The sequence below is a fragment of the Mycobacterium sp. Aquia_216 genome (genome assembly GCF_026723865.1).
Lineage (GTDB): Bacteria > Actinomycetota > Actinomycetes > Mycobacteriales > Mycobacteriaceae > Mycobacterium.
In genome coordinates this window covers 1,392,213-1,409,081 of the sequence record NZ_CP113529.1, presented here as the reverse complement: position 1 = coordinate 1,409,081, position 16,869 = coordinate 1,392,213, and the positions used below count along the sequence as shown (strand labels likewise).

Below are 16,869 nucleotides of genomic sequence, written 5' to 3'. Positions count from 1 at the left end.
TCCACAGGAGGACACGTTTCGACAGGTCACAAACTGGGTAAAATTGCCCGGTGATTTCACACCGCATCCGTACCCGTCGGGAGGGCATCGTGCGGTTAGCCGGTCGCTGGGTCGGCCTGGGTGCTGCCGCCCTGGTCACGGCCGCGGGCCTGCTCGCCACGCCGAGTGCCCCCGCCGCCCACGCCTTCGACTGCCCCGACGTCGAGGTCATCTTTGCCCGCGGCACCAACGAGCCACCCGGCCTGGGCAAGGTGGGCGACGCGTTCGTCGACTCGATACGCCAGCAGACCGGCGGATTGAACATCCTGCCCTACGGGGTCAACTACGCCGCCAGCAAACTGCAGCTGCACGGCGGTGACGGTGCCAACGACACGATCGACCGCGTCAAGAAAAGCGTGGAAACCTGCCCGAACACCAAGATCGTGTTGGGCGGCTACTCGCAGGGCGCGTCCGTGATGGACATCGTGGCCGGCGTCCCGATCGGCGGCATCAGCTGGGGCAGCTCGCTGCCACCGCAGTACGCCAACAACATCGTGGCCGTCGCCACCTTCGGCGACGTGGCCGACCGCTCCGGCGGAACCCTGCCGAGCCAGAGCGCGCTGCTGGGCTCCAAGGCCATCGACCTGTGCAACCCCAACGACCCGATCTGTCACGCCGGACCCGGCAACGAGTGGAGCGGGCACACCGAGGGTTATGTCCCCGTCTACACCACCCAGGCGGCGGCGTTCGTCGCGTCCAAGCTGGCCGGCACCGGCCAGTCGATGCCCGGGTACGGGCCGTCGGTCCCGGGCGTCGGCCCGCAATCCCCCTACGGCCCGCAAACGCCCGGCTACGGCCCGCAGACTCCCGGGCAAGCGCCCATCCCCGGCCCGCTGAGCCCGCAGGCGCCCGGCCCGTTGGCACCGAGCTACGCCCCACAGCCGCCTGCCCCGTCGGTGTCCGGGTCACCGGCACCGGAGACCGACGTGGTTGCTGCCGTTCACTAATTCGTTGTAAACAACCCGTACGATCGCGGCATGAGCCTTGCGAAAACATCACGGGCGCATAAACATTCAAGCTTGGCGGTCGCCGCATTCCTCGTAGCGGCCGCGATGCTATTGGGCGCCCCGCTGATTCCCCGCGCCTCCGCCGCGTGCCCGGACGTCGAGGTGGTGTTCGCCCGGGGAACCAACGAGCCCCCCGGTGTCGGGAAGGTGGGTGGCGCGTTCATCGACTCCCTGCGCAAGAAAACCCGCGTCGATGTCGGGGCGTACGGCGTCAACTACCCCGCCAACGACGACTTCCTGGCCGCCACCCAAGGCGCCAACGACGCCAGTGCCCATATCCAGCACATGGCCGCCACCTGCCCCAACACCAAGCTGGTACTCGGTGGCTACTCCCAGGGCGCCGCCGTGGTCGACATCGTCACCGCCGCACCCTTGCCCGCCCTCGGCTTTCAGAAGCCGCTGCCGGCCCGCGCCGCCGATCACGTCGCCGCGGTCGCCCTGTTCGGGAACCCGTCGGGCCGCGCCGGCAATCTGATGACCGCCCTGAGTCCGGATTTCGGCGGCAAGATCGTCGATTTGTGCAACCGGGGTGACCCAATCTGCTCCCCCGGCAACTCGTGGCCGGCTCACCTCAGCTACGTGCCCGGATTGACCAATCGGGCCGCACATTTCGTTGCCGCCAAGGTGTAGCCGCACAAAGATCCGGTCTCACTGCGGTCGCGGAGTGGTCACAGCCGTTCACTAATGCCGGGTGAAAATGCGTACCATCGGTTCATGGGGGTTAGTCCGATTCATGCAGTCAAACGCTCGGCAGGCATCGCGGGGTCCGCGATTCTCGGGGCAACGTTGATGATCGTCGGTCCCAGCGTGGTGTCGTCGATTCCGGTCGTATCGGCGGCGCCGCCGTGCCCGGGTGCCGAAGTGGTGTTCGCCCGGGGCCGTGAGGAACCACCGGGCGTCGGCCTGGTCGGCGATGCGTTCGTCAACTCGCTGCGCGCCAAGACCCCGATGCCGGTCGGCGAGTACGGCGTCAACTACCCCGCCGACGTCGATCCCGCCAAGGGCTCGAATGACATGAGCACCCATGTCCAGTGGATGGCCAAACACTGCCCGAACACCCGCGAGGTGCTCGGCGGCTATTCGCTCGGGGCCGTGTCGGCCGACCTGGTGGTCGCGGTGACCCAGCCCTCGTTCGGGTTCAAGAACCCGCTACCGCCGGGCATGGATCAACACGTCGCCGCCGTCGCGTTGTTCGGCAACGGCACCCAGCGCGTGCTCGGACCGGTCCCCAGCTTCAGTCCCGCCTTCGCCGGCAAGACGATCGAGCAGTGCGCCCCCGGCGATCCGATCTGCTCGGGCAACGGGAAGGCGGTGTGGGCGTCGCATCTGCAGCCCTCCTACATCGACTCTGGGCTGGTGGATCAGGCCGCCGCCTTCGCCGCCGGCAAGCTGTAGCCGGAATCCTCAGCCGCACAGACACTGCCCAGGCGCCTCAAGTGGCGCCGTCGGTCGCGTGACCGGACAATGCTGACGTGACGACCACCGCCGCGACCGGCTCCGACACCTCGCCAGCTGCCCGGGAGACGCTCGAAGACTACACATTGCGCTTCGCCCCGCGCAGCTACCGCAGGTGGTCCACTGCGGTGGTGGGGATCTCCGCACTGGGCGGCATCGCGTACCTGGCCGATTTCGCGATCGGCGCCAACCTCGGCATCACCTACGGCACCGCGAACGCGTTGTGTGGAATCGGGATCTTCGCCGTGGTGATCATCGCGACCGGCTTCCCCCTGGCTTATTACGCCGCGCGGTACAACATCGACCTCGACCTGATCACGCGCGGCAGCGGTTTCGGCTACTACGGCTCCGTGGTGACCAACGTGATCTTTGCGACGTTCACGTTCATCTTCTTCGCGCTCGAAGGCTCGATCATGGCCCAAGGCCTTCAGCTCGGCTTACACATTCCGCTGTGGATCGGCTACGCATGCTCCACGCTGATCATCTTCCCGCTGGTGATCTACGGCATGAAAGTCCTTTCCCAACTCCAACTTTGGACCACCCCGCTGTGGCTGGTCCTGATGGTCGCCCCGTTCATCTATCTGGTGACCAGTCATCCCGAGTCGGTCGGCGAGTTCTTCTCCTACACCGGCAAGGCGGGCCACGGCGGGGTTGATGCCGGCTCGGCGTTGCTGGCCGCGGGCGTATGCCTGGCGCTGATCGCCCAGATCGCCGAACAGATCGACTATCTGCGGTTCATGCCGCCACGCACCCCGCAAAACGCCCGCAGCTGGTGGACCTGGGTGCTGTTGGCCGGCCCCGGTTGGGTGCTGTTCGGCGCGATCAAGCAGATCGTCGGGCTTTTCCTGGCGGTCTACCTGGTCTTCCACCACGCGGGGGCGATCTCGATCGCCAATCAGCCGGTGCACCAATTCGACGAGATCTACCGGAACTTCATGCCGGATTGGCTCGCGCTGACACTGGCCGTGATCCTGGTGGTGCTCAGCCAGGTCAAAATCAATGTGACGAACGCGTATTCGGGTTCGTTGGCCTGGACCAACTCGTTCACCCGCATTACCAAGCATTACCCCGGCCGCGTCGTCTTCCTCGGCGTGAACCTCACGATCGCGCTGATCCTGATGGAAGCCAACATGTTTGACTTCCTCAACACGATCCTGGGCTTCTACGCCAACTGCGGCATGGCGTGGGTGGTCGCGGTGGCGTCCGACATCGTCTTCAACAAATACCTGCTGGGCCTGTCGCCGAAGGCTCCCGAATTCCGCCGTGGCATGTTGTATCCCGTCAACCCGGTCGGCTTCGGCTCGATGCTGCTGGCCGCGGGCCTGTCGATCATCGCGTTCTTCGGTGGCCTGGGTGAGGCGCTACGGCCGTATTCGCCGTTGGTGGCGATCGTCGTCGCCCTGGTGATGCCGCCCATCCTGGCCGTCGCGACCCGGGGCAAGTACTACCTTCGTCGCACGGACGACGGCATCGATCTGCCGATGTACGACGAGCACGGCAACCCCGCAGCCCACCACTTGACGTGCCACGTCTGCCACCACGACTTCGAACGGCCCGACATGCTGGCCTGCCGGGCGCACGACGCGCACATCTGCTCGCTGTGCCTGTCCACCGACAAACACAGCGAACACCTGCTGGACGCCCAGCGCTAGCGCGTGCGCAGATCCCGGGTGATCAGGATCCGTGACGCGAGCTCGTCGTCGGGCGGATAGTCCACCCCCACCAACGTCAGGCCCTGCGCCGGCGCGGCCGCGAAATCGCTGGAACGAGCTGTCGCGCTGAGCAATTCACGACACCACTGCCGCGTGCGCCGCTGCTCGCCGACGGCCAACAGCGCCCCGACCAGTGAGCGCACCATCTGCCAGCAGAACGCATCCGCACTCACCTGCGCGGTGATCAGGTCGCCCTCGCGCGACCAGTCCAGCCGCTGCAGGTCACGAATCGTGGTGGCACCGGGACGATGACGGCAGAAGGCCGCAAAGTCATGCAGCCCCAGCAGATCTTGTGACGCGGCGAGCATCGCATCCACGTCCACCTCCCGCGGCCACGCGGTGATGTAGCGCGCCTGTTGTGGTTGCACACCGAAGGCTGCCGTCGACAACCGGTATTGGTAATGGCGCCGCAACGCAGAGAACCGCGCGTCGAAACCCGATGGAGCACGGACGATTCCGAGCACCCGGACGTCGGTGGGCAGGAAACGGCTCAGGCGGCGCAGTAACGGCAGGAATTCCGGTTCACCGGCGCGCGCCGACCGCGGGTAGGCATTCGACAGGGCGGTGGCCGGCACATCGACATGGGCCACCTGTCCGGTGGCGTGTACCCCCGAGTCGGTGCGCCCGGCCGCCCACAGCCGTACCGGTGTGCGGAAAACCGTCGTCAGCGCGTCATCGATGACGCCGGCCACAGTTCGCTGCCCGGCCTGAGTTGCCCAGCCCGCGAAATCGGTTCCGTCGTAGGCGATGTCGAGCCTAAGACGGACGTCTTCGCTACTTCTCGGTGGACTCGTCACCCTCGCCGGCGGCCTCAGCCCCGGGCTCCTCGGCCGCTTCGGCCTCGGCGGCAGGTTCAACCGCTTCGGAAGTGGTCTCTTCGGACTCGGCGTCCTCGACCGCGGCCTCTTCGGCCGGTGCCGCCGCGGCGACGGGTGCCTCCGTAGTATCCGAGGCCTTCTTCGAAGCCTTCACCCGACGCGCGCGGTCGGCCTCCGCCGTCACGGTCTTTTCCTGCACCAGCTCGATCACGGCCATCGGGGCATTGTCGCCCTTGCGTGCCTCGACCTTGATGATGCGGGTGTAGCCGCCGTCACGATCGGCAAAGAACGGCCCGATCTTGTCGAATAGCTCGTGCACGACGTCCTTGTCGCGGATCTTCTTCAGAACCTCTCGACGGTTGTGCAGCGTGCCCTTTTTCGCGTGCGTGATCAGCTTCTCCGCGTACGGCCGAAGCGCACGCGCCTTCGGCTCGGTCGTCTTGATGCGACCGTGCTCGAACAGCGACGTGGCCAGGTTGGCCAGCAGAGCCTTCTGGTGCGAAGACGACCCGCCGAGGCGAGGGCCCTTGGTGGGCTTGGGCATTGCAGACGCTCCTGTCTAGGGGTTCAAAAGCTTTAGAGCTGTTCGGTTTCGGCGTAGTCCGCGTCGTCGTAAGCAGCCTCGGTGGACCAGGTGCCGGTGGCGACGTCGTAGCCCGCGACCTCGGACGGGTCGAAGCTCGGCGGGCTGTCCTTGAGCGACAGGCCCAGCTGGTGCAGCTTGACCTTGACCTCGTCGATGGACTTCTGGCCGAAGTTACGGATGTCGAGCAGGTCGGACTCGGTACGGCTCACCAGCTCGCCGACGGTGTGCACACCCTCGCGCTTGAGGCAGTTGTAGGACCGTACGGTCAGATCCAGGTCGTCGATCGGCAGCGCGAACGAGGCGATGTGGTCGGCCTCGGCCGGCGACGGCCCGATCTCGATGCCCTCGGCCTCGATGTTGAGTTCCCGTGCCAGGCCGAACAGTTCGACCAGGGTCTTACCCGCCGACGCCAGCGCGTCGCGGGGGGTGATCGAACTCTTGGTCTCGACGTCCAGGATCAGCTTGTCGAAGTCGGTGCGCTGCTCGACACGAGTGGCATCCACCTTGTAGGTAACCTTGAGCACCGGCGAGTAGATGGAATCGACTGGGATACGGCCGATTTCGGCACCGGAGGCACGGTTCTGCACGGCCGGCACGTAACCACGACCGCGCTCGACGACGAGCTCGACCTCGAGCTTGCCCTTGTCGTTCAGTGTCGCGATGTGCATGCCGGGGTTGTGCACCGTGACGCCGGCGGGCGGCACGATGTCGCCCGCGGTGACCTCACCCGGGCCCTGCTTGCGCAGGTACATGGTGACCGGCTCGTCCTCCTCGGAGGACACGACCAGACCCTTGAGGTTCAGGATGATGTCGGTGACATCCTCTTTGACGCCGGGCACGGTGGTGAACTCGTGCAGCACGCCGTCGATGCGAATGCTGGTGACGGCCGCGCCCGGAATCGACGACAGCAGCGTCCGCCGCAGCGAATTACCAAGCGTGTAACCAAAACCCGGCTCCAGCGGCTCGATGACGAACTGGGACCGGCTGTCGGTGAGGATTTCCTCGGACAGTGTGGGTCGCTGAGAAATCAGCATGGTGTTTCTTCTTCTCCTTCTCGGCACCCGCTATTTGATGCCGTTAGGGTTTTCGAGCCGGCCGGCCCGAAAGTCCGTTACTTCGAGTAGTACTCGACGATGAGCTGCTCGGTGAGCGGCACGTCGATCTGTGCCCGCTCGGGCAATTGGTGAACGAGGATGCGCTGACGCTCCCCCACCACCTGCAGCCAGCCCGGGATGGGACGGTCGCCCGCCGTCTCCCGCGCGATCTGGAACGGCACGGTGTTCAGCGAACCCTCCCGCACGTCGATGATGTCGTGCTGCGACACCCGGTAGCTGGGGACGTTCACGTGCACGCCGTTGACGCTGAAGTGCCCGTGGCTGACCAGCTGGCGGGCCATCCGGCGGGTGCGTGCGATGCCGGCGCGGTAGATCACGTTGTCCAGCCGGCTCTCGAGGATCTTCAGCAGCTCCTCACCGGTCTTGCCGGATTGCCGCGTGGCCTCTTCGTAGTAGCGACGGAACTGCTTTTCCATCACGCCATAGGTGAAGCGGGCCTTCTGCTTCTCCTGCATCTGCAGCAGATATTCGCTTTCCTTGATCCGCGCGCGACCGTGCTGGCCGGGCGGGTAGGGACGCTTCTCGAAGGCCTGGTCGCCACCGACGAGGTCGGTGCGCAGTCGACGCGACTTGCGCGTCATGGGTCCGGTGTAACGAGCCATTATCTTCCTACCTAGACCCTTCTGCGCTTGGGCGGACGGCAGCCGTTGTGCGGCTGGGGGGTGACGTCGGAGATCGCGCCGACCTCCAGGCCGGCGGCCTGCAACGACCGGATCGCGGTCTCCCGGCCCGAACCCGGGCCCTTCACGAACACGTCGACCTTGCGCACCCCGTGCTCCTGGGCCTTGCGCGCGGCGTTCTCGGCGGCCAGCTGCGCGGCGAACGGAGTCGATTTCCGCGAGCCCTTGAAGCCGACGTGGCCCGACGACGCCCAGGCGATGACGTTGCCCTGAGGGTCGGTGATGCTCACGATCGTGTTGTTGAACGTGCTTTTGATGTGCGCGGCGCCGTGCGGGATGTTCTTCTTTTCCCGCTTACGAGTCTTCTGCCCCTTCTTGGGGGCCGAAGATGCTGCCTTCTTGGCTGGTGGCATGGGCGATTACCTGGCCTTCTTCTTGCCGGCGATGGTGCGCTTGGGGCCCTTGCGGGTACGCGCGTTGGTCTTGGTGCGCTGGCCGCGCACCGGCAGCCCGCGACGGTGCCGCAGACCCTGGTAGCAGCCGATCTCGATCTTGCGGCGGATGTCTGCCTGCACCTCACGGCGCAGGTCACCCTCGATCTTGAGGTTGGCCTCGATGTAGTCGCGCAAGTGGGTCAGCTGATCGTCGGTGAGATCCTTGGTGCGAAGGTCCCGGTCGATACCGGTCGCTTCCAAGATCTCGTTGGAGCGGGTACGGCCAATGCCGAAGATGTACGTCAGCGCGATCTCCATCCGCTTGTCACGCGGCAGATCGACGCCTACTAGTCGAGCCATAGGTGGCGTTTCCTCTTTTTCTCAGCGGAGGTCTAATCCCAGCCCGTTCCCGATTCGATCGGGGCCCGGCCTCCGTCCGGGCGTGGGTGAGCTGCGCTGATTCGTCTTTTTGGCGCTTGACGCGCCGGGCAGCTCAGTGGTGCTGGGAGGTCATCATTCAGTTGTGCACAGCGGGCCGGGTCTTAGCCCTGACGCTGTTTGTGACGCGGATCGGAGCAGATCACCATGACCCGCCCATGCCGACGGATCACCCTGCACTTGTCACAGATTGGCTTGACGCTGGGGTTCACCTTCACGGCCGTATCGATCCTGTCTGTCTTCTCGTAGGTTCTGTTGGGGTGGGCTTTTTACTTGTACCGGTACACAATGCGGCCCCGGGACAGGTCGTAGGGAGACAACTCCACCACCACCCGGTCCTCGGGCAGGATGCGGATGTAGTGCTGCCGCATCTTGCCGCTGATGTGGGCAAGCACCTTGTGACCGTTCTCCAGCTCAATGCGGAACATCGCATTGGGCAGGGGCTCGACCACCCGGCCCTCGACCTCGATGGCGCCGTCCTTCTTGGCCATACTTCTCGTCAAATCCTCGTCGTTTAGTTTCGTTCTCGTCTGCGCCAACAAAGGCACAGCATTCACACCGACTTTGGAACGTGAGCCGGTGACAGGAAATTCCTAGGGAACGGACACACAAGAAAGCCGGCGCGGAATGTCGCACCGTCGGTCCATGGTACCCGCTTGGGCGGCGTGGCCAAAATCCGCGATCACAGCGGTCGTGGGCGCGACCTCGACCCGCCACACCACGCCTGACGAGCGCATACTTGACCCCGATGACAAATCCCGCACGTCCCATTGATGGCGCCGAGCAGTCACGCAAGCCGGTGATCTTGACCGTCGACGACGATCCCTCGGTATCCCGCGCCGTGGCCCGGGACCTGCGGCGCAAATACGGCGAGGCGCACCGCGTCGTGCGCGCGGAATCGGGTCCCGAGGCGTTAGACACCCTGAAGCAGCTCAAACTGCGCGGCGAAACGGTCGCCGCGATCGTCGCCGACTACCGGATGCCCCAGATGACGGGCATCGAGTTTCTCGAACAGGCCATGGACCTGTACCCGGCGGCACGACGGATCCTGCTGACCGCCTACGCCGACACCCACGCCGCGATCGACGCGATCAACGTCGTCGACCTCGACCACTACCTACTCAAGCCGTGGGATCCGCCGGAGGAGAAGCTCTACCCGGTCGTCGACGCCTTGCTGGAGGCCTGGCGGGCGGCGCCCCAACACGCTATTCCGCACACCAAGGTGATCGGGCACCGCTGGTCGGCACGGTCCTGGGAGGTCCGCGACTTCCTGGCCCGCAATGGGCTGCACTACAACTGGTTCATGGCCGACGAACCCCTCGGCCAACAGCTGCTCAAGGCGGCCGGCGAGGACGGACTGCGACTGCCCGTCGTCGTCACCGAACACGGCGATCCGCTTGTCGAACCCACCGACGCCGAACTGGCCGACACGCTGGGGCTCTCGACCCAGCTGTCCCAGGAGTTCTACGACCTGATCGTCATCGGCGGCGGGCCCGCGGGCCTGGCCGCTGCCGTCTACGGCGCCTCCGAGGGGCTGCGCACGGTCCTCATCGAAAGCACCGCGACCGGCGGCCAGGCCGGCCAGAGCTCCCGGATCGAGAACTACCTCGGCTTCCCGGACGGGGTGTCGGGTGGTCAGCTGGCTCAGCGGGCCCGTCTGCAAGCCGAGAAGTTCGGTGCCGAGCTCATCACCGCCCGGACGGCCACCGCTTTGGAGATCAACGGGCCGAAGCGCACCGTGCGGTTCGCCGACGGCGGTTCCGTCGACGCCCACGCGGTCATCCTGGCCACCGGCGTGTCCTACCGGCAACTGGACGCGACCGGGTGCACGGAGCTGACCGGCCGCGGCGTCTACTACGGCGCCACCACCTTCGCCTCCGACTGCGAGGACGAAGAGATCTACGTGATCGGCGGGGCCAACTCCGCCGGCCAGGCTGCCATGCACCTGTCCCGCGAGGCCAAATCGGTGACCATCCTGGTGCGCGCGCCGTCGCTCGAGGCGTCGATGTCGTACTACCTGATCCAGCAGATCGAACGGAACCCCAAGATCACCGTCCGCACCTGCACGGAAGTCGGGTGCGCCACCGGCACCGATCACCTGGAGAAGCTGACCCTGCTCAACAACCGCACCGGCACCAGCGAGGAGGTCACCTGCGCCCGGATGTTCATCTTCATCGGGGCCGCCCCGCGCACCGACTGGCTGGACGGCGTGCTCGCCCGCGACGACCACGGCTTCATCCTGACCGGCCCGGACCTGCGCAACGTGTGCGGCTGGACATTGGACCGCCCACCGCACCACCTGGAAACCAGCGTGCCGGGCGTGTTCGCCACCGGCGACGTCCGCTCCACGTCCGCCAAACGGGTCGCGGCCGCCGTCGGTGAGGGGTCGATGGCCGTGATGCTGGTCCACCGCTACCTCGCCGAGTCGTAGAAGGGGCGCACGTCATGACCGCCAAGACGCCGTGTGAGCCCGACGAACTGCGCAGCCTGTTCCTGTTCGAGGCCCTGACCGACGAACAGCTCGCGGTGTTGTGTAGCCAGGGGCACATCGCGAACTATCCGGTGGGCCCCATCTGCGTCGAGGGCGAGCCGGCGACGTGCTTCTACGTGCTGATCGAGGGCGAGCTGATGATGTCCAAGCTCTCCGGCGGGCAGGACATCGAAACCAACCGCACCTCGCAACGCGGCGTGTATTGCGGCGCCTGGCGGGCGTTCACCGGCGGGGCACAGAAGAGCTACGACGCCTCGGTCCACGTGACCAAGCCGTCGCGCTTCTTCGTGATGGACGCGCCGATCTTCGCGCAGTTCATGCGCGACCAGTTCCCGATGGCGGTCCACCTGCTCGACGGGATCGCCGTCGGCACCGACCGGACCCGCCGGATCATCGACAACCGGGAGAAGCTGCTGGCGTTGGGACGGCTGTCGGCCGGGCTCACCCATCAGCTCAACAATCCGGCCGCGGCGATCTCACGGGCCGCGTCGGACCTGCGCGAACGAGTGGCCAACATGCGGCAAAAGCTGGCGATGCTCGCCGACGGCACCGTCACGCCCGAGGCGTTGAGCGCGTTGGTGCGGTTGCAGGAGCGGGTCGCCGAGCAGGTCACCAAATCGGCGTCGCAGCACCTGAGCGCGCTCGAGACCTCCGACCGCGAGGACGCCGTGGGCGACTGGCTAGAGGACCACGGCATCGACGGCGGATGGGACATCGCGCCGACGTTCGTCGAGGGCGGTGTCGACACCGCGTGGCTGGAGCGGATATCCACGGTCACCGACGAGCTCGCATCGGCGTCGTTGGAGCAAGCGATCCGATGGATCAACTACACCATCGAAAGCGAACTGCTGATGAACCAGATTCTGGAAGCCAGCAAACGGATCTCGGCACTGGTCGCCGACGCCAAGCAGTATTCGCAAATGGATCGGGCCCCCTTCCAGGTGGCCAACGTGCACGACCTGCTGTACAGCACGCTGGTGATGTTCGCCGACCGATTGACCAAGGACGGCGGCAAGGACGGCAAAGCGATCAGCCTGGTGAAGGATTTCGACAAATCGCTTCCTGAAATCCCTTGCTATCCGGGCGATCTCAATCAGGTATGGACCAACATCATCGACAACGCGATCGCCGCGATGCGCGACACGGGTGGCACCCTGACCGTCCGCACCTGCCGATACGGCGAGAACATGGCCCGGGTGGAAATCTGTGACACCGGGCCGGGAGTCCCGGCCGATATCCGCGAGCACATCTTCGAGCCGTTCTTCACCACCAAGCCGTTCGGGGAGGGCACCGGCCTCGGGCTGGATCTCGCGTTCAACATCGTCGTCAAGAAACACCGCGGCGATCTGCGGGTGGAGTCGGTGCCCGGCGATACCCGGTTCATCGTGCTGCTGCCGCTGGAGAAGCCGCCCGTCGCGGACGTCGCCGTCACCGACGAAGACGTGGATGAAGACGAGCCGCAATAGCGTGGAATAGCGTCACCACGGGCCGGGTTAGAGACGGCATGACCGACGCAGCTGCAAGCAAACCCAATCTCGGCCGGTTCGGAGTGTTCGGACGTGGCGTAACGCCCCAGCAAGCCAAGGAAATCGAGTCCCTGGGCTACGGAGCCGTCTGGGTGGGCGGTTCGCCGCCTGCCGAGCTGGAATGGGTGGAGCCCATTCTGGAAGCGACGACGACGTTGCAGGTGGCCACCGGGATCGTGAACATTTGGACCGCGGCGGCCAAGGCGGTATCGGAGTCGTTCCACCGGATCGACAAGGCCTACCCGGGCCGCTTCCTGCTCGGGATCGGTGTCGGCCACCGCGAGATGATCAGTGATTACCGCAAGCCCTACGACGCCCTGGTCGAGTACCTGGACTCACTCGACGAGTACGGGGTGCCCGCGCATCGCCGAGTGGTGGCGGCCCTGGGCCCGCGGGTCCTGGGACTCTCGGCGCAACGCAGCGCCGGCGCGCATCCCTACCTGACCACTCCCGAGCACACCGCACACGCACGCGAGCTGATCGGTCCGTCGGCGTTTCTGGCACCCGAACACAAGGTGGTGCTGACCACCGACGCGGACAAGGCTCGGGCGGTCGGACGCCAGGCCCTGGACATGTACTTCAACCTGGCCAACTACCGCAACAACTGGAAACGCTCGGGCTTTGCCGACGACGAAGTCGTGCGGCCGGGCAGCGACCGGCTGGTCGACGCGGTGGTGGCCTATGGCACTGTGGACCAGATCGCGGCGCGGCTGAACGAGCACCTCGCCGCCGGCGCCGACCACGTGCCCGTGCAGGTCCTCACCAAAGATGAAAACCTGGTTTCGGCGCTGGCTGAACTAGCGGGGCCGCTGGGACTGAACCGCTCGTAACCAACCGCGGAGGCAAACCTCGATGACAGACGCCGTATCGCTCAAGCCCAACCTCGGCCGTTACGGGGTGTGGCTGCCCACTCGTTCGGTCACACCCGAACTGGCGGCCGAGATCGAAGCGCTGGGGTACCCCGCCGCGTGGATCGGGGGGTCACCGGACGCCGAGCTGGCCTGGGTGGAACCGGCATTGGCGCAGACCAGCTCGCTGCAGCTGGCCACCGGGATCGTCAACATCTGGACGGCGGCGGCAACACCGGTCGCCGAGTCCTTCAAACGCGTCGAAGGTGCTTACCCCGGACGGTTTTTGCTCGGTCTCGGAGTGGGCCACCCCGAGCACACCCAGGAGTACGCCAAGCCGTACGCCGCACTGGTCGGTTACCTCGATGCCCTGGACGAGGCGCTGGTGCCGACCAGCCGGCGGGTGCTCGCGGCGCTGGGGCCCAAGGTGTTGGCGCTGTCCGCGGAACGCAGCGCCGGCGCCCACCCGTACCTGACCACGCCGGAGCACACGGCCAAGGCGCGCGACCAGCTGGGCAACACGGTGTTCTTGGCCCCGGAGCACAAGGTGGTGCTGACCACCGACCGCGACGAAGCGCGCGCCGCGGGACGCCAGATCGTCGAGCACTACCTGGGGCTGAGCAACTATGTGAACAACTGGCTGCGGCTGGGCTTCACCGAAAGCGATGTGCGCAAGCCGGGCAGCGACAAGCTGATCGACGCGGTGGTGGCCTACGGCACCCCGGAGGCGATCGTGAAGCGTCTCAACGAGCACCTGGAGGCCGGTGCCGATCACGTGGCCATCCAGGTGCTGGGCGGCTACAACGCAGAAACACTCCTGCCCTCGCTGAGGGAACTGGCCGGGCCGCTTGGGCTAACCCCCGCCAGCTGACCGGGACCCTCGGTTAGGGTTTCTCCATGCGTCTGCTGGTCACCGGTGGCGCCGGTTTTATCGGCGCGAATTTCGTGCACAGCACGGTGCGCGAACGTCCCGACGTTTCCGTGACGGTGCTCGACGCCCTGACCTACGCCGGACGGCGCGAGTCGCTGGCCGACGTCGACGACGCCATCAGGCTGGTCGAGGGCGACATCACCGACGCCGAGCTGGTGTCCCAGCTGATCGGGGAGGCCGACGCGGTGGTGCACTTCGCCGCCGAGAGTCACGTCGACAACGCGCTGGACAACCCCGAGCCGTTTCTGCACACCAACGTGGTTGGCACGTACACGATCCTGGAAGCGGTACGACGTCGCGGCGTGCGGCTGCACCACATTTCGACCGACGAGGTCTACGGTGACCTGGAACTCGATGATCCGCAGCGGTTCACCGAGTCGACGCCCTACAACCCGTCGAGCCCCTATTCGGCGACCAAGGCCGCGGCCGACATGCTGGTCCGGGCCTGGGTGCGGTCGTACGGCGTGCGCGCGACCCTGTCCAACTGCTCGAACAACTACGGGCCGTATCAGCACATCGAGAAGTTCATCCCGCGGCAGATCACCAACGTGCTCACCGGGCGACGGTGCAAGCTCTACGGCAAAGGCGCCAACGTCCGCGACTGGATCCACGTCGACGACCACAACAGCGCGGTCTGGCAGATCCTGGACAAGGGCCAGATCGGCCAGACCTACCTGATTTCCGCCGAGGGTGAGCGCGACAACCTGACCGTGCTGCGCACCGTGCTGCGGATGATGGGTCGTGACCCCGACGACTTCGACCACGTCACCGACCGCGTCGGCCACGACCTGCGCTACGCCATCGACCCATCGCTGCTGTATGACGAATTGCACTGGGCGCCGAAGCACACCGACTTCGAGGAGGGCTTAAGCGAGACCATCGACTGGTATCGTGCCAACGAATCCTGGTGGCGCCCAATAAAAGACGCGTCGGAAGCCCGCTACGAAGAACGGGGTCAATGAGATGGAAGCCCGCGAACTCAAAGTCCCCGGCGCGTGGGAAATCACCCCGAAGATTCATGGCGATTCCCGCGGCACCTTCTTCGAATGGTTTACCGACCGGGGGTTCAAGGGCTTCGCGGATCATCGGTTGGATCTGCGGCAAGCCAACTGCTCGACGTCGGCGGCCGGCGTGCTGCGGGGTGTGCACTTTGCCCAGGTACCACCCAGCCAGGCCAAATATGTGACCTGCGTGCACGGCTCGGTCCTCGACGTGGTGGTCGACGTCCGGGTCGGCTCACCGACGTTCCTCCAATGGGACTCGGTTTTGCTCGACGACAAGGACCGCAGGTCCATCTATGTCTCGGAAGGGCTCGGGCACGGTTTCCTTGCGCTGCAGGACAATTCGACCGTCATGTACTTATGCTCGGCGGAATACAACCCGCAGCGAGAACACACCATCCTGGCCACCGACCCGACCCTGGGCATCGACTGGCCGCTGGCTGACGGCGCCGCCCCGAATTTGTCCGATCGCGACGCCGCCGCCCCCAGTTTCGACGAGGTACGCGCGGCGGGCCTGCTACCCACCTGGGAAGAGACGCAGAAATTCGTCGGGGATTTGCGCAATAAAGGCTGAGATAGTCACAGCAACGTCGGGCTGACATCGAACCCGCGTTTGTCGGGACTCATCGACTACCTTGGGGATTCCGCGGGGAAATTCTGGCCGCTACGCGCAGTCGACGACAGATACGGATGGGACACATGAAGCTGGCGCAGGTGTTCGATCCACGACGCAACGCACTGAACCTGTTTCGGCTGTTGCTGGCCGCCGAGGTCATGCTGTTTCACTCCTGGCCGATCACGGGCCACCTGCCGCCGCACGCGCTGCTTCAGCTCATGTTCTCGGTGGGCGTCGACGGATTCTTCGCGATCTCCGGATTCCTGATCACCGCGAGTTGGCTCAACGATCCGAAACTGCGTGACTTCCTCACCGCTCGAGCGCTGCGGATCCTGCCAGGGTTCTACGTCTGCCTGATCGTCACCGCGTTCGTGTTCGCTCCGCTCAATGTGGCGATCACAGGCGGTTCGGCGGCGAAGCTGCTGACGTCCTTCGCGCCGATCGAGTACGTCCTGAAGAACAGTGCGGTGGCCTACATCCAGCATTACGTCGGCGGAACACCGGTCGGTGTGCCCTTTGCCGACGGCGGCTGGAACGCTTCGCTGTGGTCGCTGATCTGGGAGCTGATGTGTTATCTCGCCGTCGCTGGCCTCGGGTTGGCCGGGCTGGCCACTCGCCGGTGGGTTTCGCCAGTGCTGCTGGGGGTGGCGGCGATTGGCGCGACGTTGGTGCCGCCGCTGACCTTCCCGGGAGTGTGGACCATCCCGCAGCTCGCCATCCGATCCGCCATCATGTTCGCGGCAGGTGCGCTGCTGTATCAATGGCGCGACGTGATTCCCGCTCGGTGGTCACTAGTCGCGGTGAGCGTGGTCATCGTGATCGCCGCCGCCGCTTTGCTACCCGATTACAGAGTGGTCGCTGCACTTCCGCTGGCATACGCCGTCGTCGTTTCGGCCACCATGATCCACAACGAGCGCTTGAGATTGCGCACGGATCTCTCCTACGGCGTCTACATCTACGCATTCCCGACTCAGCAATTGCTGGCAAGCTGTGGGCTCGCGACGCTGAATCCGGTTGTATTCGCCGGACTTTCGACGTTGGCCGTCATACCGCTGGCCGCGCTGAGCTGGTTCCTGATAGAGAAGCCCGCGCAGTCTTTCAAAACGCGGCTCAAGCGGAAGTGGTCGGGCTCCGAGCTTTCCGAAGCCGGCCGTTCGTGACTAGGACAGGCATTCGGATCCGCGGAAAAATGCACTGGACGCCTTCCGGTTGATGCTGGCGGCCGAGGTGAT

General features: G+C 65.6%; 19 protein-coding genes. 11 read left to right on the top strand and 8 right to left on the bottom strand.

Translation table 11 applies throughout. The features are described 5' to 3' along the window. Nucleotides 1-86 precede the first annotated feature (86 nt). The 4 genes from OK015_RS06855 to OK015_RS06840 all read left to right on the top strand — a co-directional run bounded on the left by OK015_RS06855 (nucleotide 87) and on the right by OK015_RS06840 (nucleotide 4,153). Complete coding sequence (locus tag OK015_RS06855) at nucleotides 87-986, top strand: cutinase family protein (protein ID WP_268132494.1); 900 nt, start codon at nucleotides 87-89, stop codon at nucleotides 984-986. 30 nt (nucleotides 987-1,016) lie between these two features. Beyond that, nucleotides 1,017-1,676 carry a cutinase family protein gene (locus OK015_RS06850; RefSeq protein WP_268130214.1) on the top strand — a complete coding sequence of 220 codons (660 nt, stop codon included), beginning with the start codon at nucleotides 1,017-1,019 and terminating at the stop codon, nucleotides 1,674-1,676. A gap of 84 nt (nucleotides 1,677-1,760) precedes the next feature. Further along, the gene (locus OK015_RS06845; protein WP_268130213.1) at nucleotides 1,761-2,441 is read left to right on the top strand and encodes a cutinase family protein; all 681 of its coding nucleotides are present in this window, start codon (nucleotides 1,761-1,763) and stop codon (nucleotides 2,439-2,441) included. A gap of 77 nt (nucleotides 2,442-2,518) precedes the next feature. Continuing rightward, entirely contained in the window at nucleotides 2,519-4,153 is a 1,635-nt protein-coding gene (locus tag OK015_RS06840) for a purine-cytosine permease family protein (protein WP_268130211.1), read from the top strand. Here the strand turns inward: OK015_RS06840 and truA are convergent. The 8 genes from truA to infA all read right to left on the bottom strand — a co-directional run bounded on the left by truA (nucleotide 4,150) and on the right by infA (nucleotide 8,715). Next, nucleotides 4,150-5,010, bottom strand: a complete 861-nt coding sequence (truA, locus tag OK015_RS06835; RefSeq protein ID WP_326498523.1) for a tRNA pseudouridine(38-40) synthase TruA — start codon at nucleotides 5,008-5,010, stop codon at nucleotides 4,150-4,152. The two genes, OK015_RS06840 and truA, sit on opposite strands and share 4 nt — an antisense overlap. Continuing rightward, nucleotides 4,988-5,575, bottom strand: a complete 588-nt coding sequence (gene rplQ, locus OK015_RS06830) for a 50S ribosomal protein L17 (protein WP_268130210.1) — start codon at nucleotides 5,573-5,575, stop codon at nucleotides 4,988-4,990. Before rplQ ends, truA begins: the two co-directional genes overlap by 23 nt. A gap of 32 nt (nucleotides 5,576-5,607) precedes the next feature. Continuing rightward, nucleotides 5,608-6,651 carry a DNA-directed RNA polymerase subunit alpha gene (locus OK015_RS06825; RefSeq protein ID WP_268130208.1) on the bottom strand — a complete coding sequence of 348 codons (1,044 nt, stop codon included), beginning with the start codon at nucleotides 6,649-6,651 and terminating at the stop codon, nucleotides 5,608-5,610. A gap of 77 nt (nucleotides 6,652-6,728) precedes the next feature. Beyond that, a complete protein-coding gene (gene rpsD / locus OK015_RS06820; RefSeq protein WP_268130207.1) occupies nucleotides 6,729-7,334 on the bottom strand; it encodes a 30S ribosomal protein S4 in 606 nt (201 codons plus the stop codon). 11 nt (nucleotides 7,335-7,345) lie between these two features. Further along, nucleotides 7,346-7,765, bottom strand: coding sequence for a 30S ribosomal protein S11 (rpsK, locus tag OK015_RS06815; protein ID WP_268130205.1), 420 nt, complete (start codon nucleotides 7,763-7,765; stop codon nucleotides 7,346-7,348). A 6-nt stretch (nucleotides 7,766-7,771) separates the two neighbouring features. Continuing rightward, nucleotides 7,772-8,146 carry a 30S ribosomal protein S13 gene (gene rpsM / locus OK015_RS06810; protein ID WP_268130204.1) on the bottom strand — a complete coding sequence of 125 codons (375 nt, stop codon included), beginning with the start codon at nucleotides 8,144-8,146 and terminating at the stop codon, nucleotides 7,772-7,774. 182 nt (nucleotides 8,147-8,328) lie between these two features. Further along, nucleotides 8,329-8,442, bottom strand: a complete 114-nt coding sequence (gene rpmJ / locus OK015_RS06805; RefSeq protein ID WP_003879483.1) for a 50S ribosomal protein L36 — start codon at nucleotides 8,440-8,442, stop codon at nucleotides 8,329-8,331. Nucleotides 8,443-8,493: 51 nt separating this feature from the next. Continuing rightward, on the bottom strand, nucleotides 8,494-8,715 hold the full coding sequence (gene infA, locus OK015_RS06800) for a translation initiation factor IF-1 (RefSeq protein ID WP_003418601.1): 222 nt from the start codon (nucleotides 8,713-8,715) through the stop codon (nucleotides 8,494-8,496). Between the two features lie 257 nt (nucleotides 8,716-8,972). Between infA and OK015_RS06795 the strand changes: the two genes are divergently transcribed. From OK015_RS06795 to OK015_RS06765, 7 genes are all read left to right on the top strand, one after another. Continuing rightward, nucleotides 8,973-10,655 carry an FAD-dependent oxidoreductase gene (locus OK015_RS06795; RefSeq protein WP_268130201.1) on the top strand — a complete coding sequence of 561 codons (1,683 nt, stop codon included), beginning with the start codon at nucleotides 8,973-8,975 and terminating at the stop codon, nucleotides 10,653-10,655. Between the two features lie 14 nt (nucleotides 10,656-10,669). Then, nucleotides 10,670-12,181, top strand: a complete 1,512-nt coding sequence (locus tag OK015_RS06790) for an ATP-binding protein (RefSeq protein WP_268130199.1) — start codon at nucleotides 10,670-10,672, stop codon at nucleotides 12,179-12,181. A 38-nt stretch (nucleotides 12,182-12,219) separates the two neighbouring features. Continuing rightward, the gene (locus OK015_RS06785; protein ID WP_268130197.1) at nucleotides 12,220-13,071 is read left to right on the top strand and encodes an LLM class F420-dependent oxidoreductase; all 852 of its coding nucleotides are present in this window, start codon (nucleotides 12,220-12,222) and stop codon (nucleotides 13,069-13,071) included. 22 nt (nucleotides 13,072-13,093) lie between these two features. Next, nucleotides 13,094-13,960 carry an LLM class F420-dependent oxidoreductase gene (locus OK015_RS06780; protein ID WP_268130196.1) on the top strand — a complete coding sequence of 289 codons (867 nt, stop codon included), beginning with the start codon at nucleotides 13,094-13,096 and terminating at the stop codon, nucleotides 13,958-13,960. Between the two features lie 26 nt (nucleotides 13,961-13,986). Next, nucleotides 13,987-14,982, top strand: coding sequence for a dTDP-glucose 4,6-dehydratase (rfbB, locus tag OK015_RS06775; RefSeq protein WP_268130194.1), 996 nt, complete (start codon nucleotides 13,987-13,989; stop codon nucleotides 14,980-14,982). Between the two features lies 1 nt (nucleotide 14,983). Beyond that, nucleotides 14,984-15,595, top strand: coding sequence for a dTDP-4-dehydrorhamnose 3,5-epimerase (gene rfbC / locus OK015_RS06770; RefSeq protein ID WP_268130192.1), 612 nt, complete (start codon nucleotides 14,984-14,986; stop codon nucleotides 15,593-15,595). A 125-nt stretch (nucleotides 15,596-15,720) separates the two neighbouring features. Continuing rightward, nucleotides 15,721-16,797, top strand: a complete 1,077-nt coding sequence (locus OK015_RS06765) for an acyltransferase family protein (protein ID WP_268130190.1) — start codon at nucleotides 15,721-15,723, stop codon at nucleotides 16,795-16,797. Nucleotides 16,798-16,869 lie beyond the last annotated feature (72 nt).

Excerpts from the sequence above, each read along its gene's own strand:
- OK015_RS06825 (WP_268130208.1), bottom strand. The coding sequence starts at position 6,651 with ATGCTGATTTCTCAGCGACCCACACTGTCCGAGGAAATCCTCACCGAC.
- OK015_RS06790 (WP_268130199.1), top strand. The coding sequence starts at position 10,670 with ATGACCGCCAAGACGCCGTGTGAGCCCGACGAACTGCGCAGCCTGTTC.
- OK015_RS06785 (WP_268130197.1), top strand. The coding sequence starts at position 12,220 with ATGACCGACGCAGCTGCAAGCAAACCCAATCTCGGCCGGTTCGGAGTG.
- rpsK (WP_268130205.1), bottom strand. The coding sequence starts at position 7,765 with ATGCCACCAGCCAAGAAGGCAGCATCTTCGGCCCCCAAGAAGGGGCAG.
- rfbB (WP_268130194.1), top strand. The coding sequence starts at position 13,987 with ATGCGTCTGCTGGTCACCGGTGGCGCCGGTTTTATCGGCGCGAATTTC.
- rpsD (WP_268130207.1), bottom strand. The coding sequence starts at position 7,334 with ATGGCTCGTTACACCGGACCCATGACGCGCAAGTCGCGTCGACTGCGC.
- infA (WP_003418601.1), bottom strand. The coding sequence starts at position 8,715 with ATGGCCAAGAAGGACGGCGCCATCGAGGTCGAGGGCCGGGTGGTCGAG.
- OK015_RS06780 (WP_268130196.1), top strand. The coding sequence starts at position 13,094 with ATGACAGACGCCGTATCGCTCAAGCCCAACCTCGGCCGTTACGGGGTG.
- rpsM (WP_268130204.1), bottom strand. The coding sequence starts at position 8,146 with ATGGCTCGACTAGTAGGCGTCGATCTGCCGCGTGACAAGCGGATGGAG.
- rplQ (WP_268130210.1), bottom strand. The coding sequence starts at position 5,575 with ATGCCCAAGCCCACCAAGGGCCCTCGCCTCGGCGGGTCGTCTTCGCAC.
- OK015_RS06850 (WP_268130214.1), top strand. The coding sequence starts at position 1,017 with ATGAGCCTTGCGAAAACATCACGGGCGCATAAACATTCAAGCTTGGCG.
- OK015_RS06765 (WP_268130190.1), top strand. The coding sequence starts at position 15,721 with ATGAAGCTGGCGCAGGTGTTCGATCCACGACGCAACGCACTGAACCTG.
- rfbC (WP_268130192.1), top strand. The coding sequence starts at position 14,984 with ATGGAAGCCCGCGAACTCAAAGTCCCCGGCGCGTGGGAAATCACCCCG.
- OK015_RS06845 (WP_268130213.1), top strand. The coding sequence starts at position 1,761 with ATGGGGGTTAGTCCGATTCATGCAGTCAAACGCTCGGCAGGCATCGCG.
- OK015_RS06795 (WP_268130201.1), top strand. The coding sequence starts at position 8,973 with ATGACAAATCCCGCACGTCCCATTGATGGCGCCGAGCAGTCACGCAAG.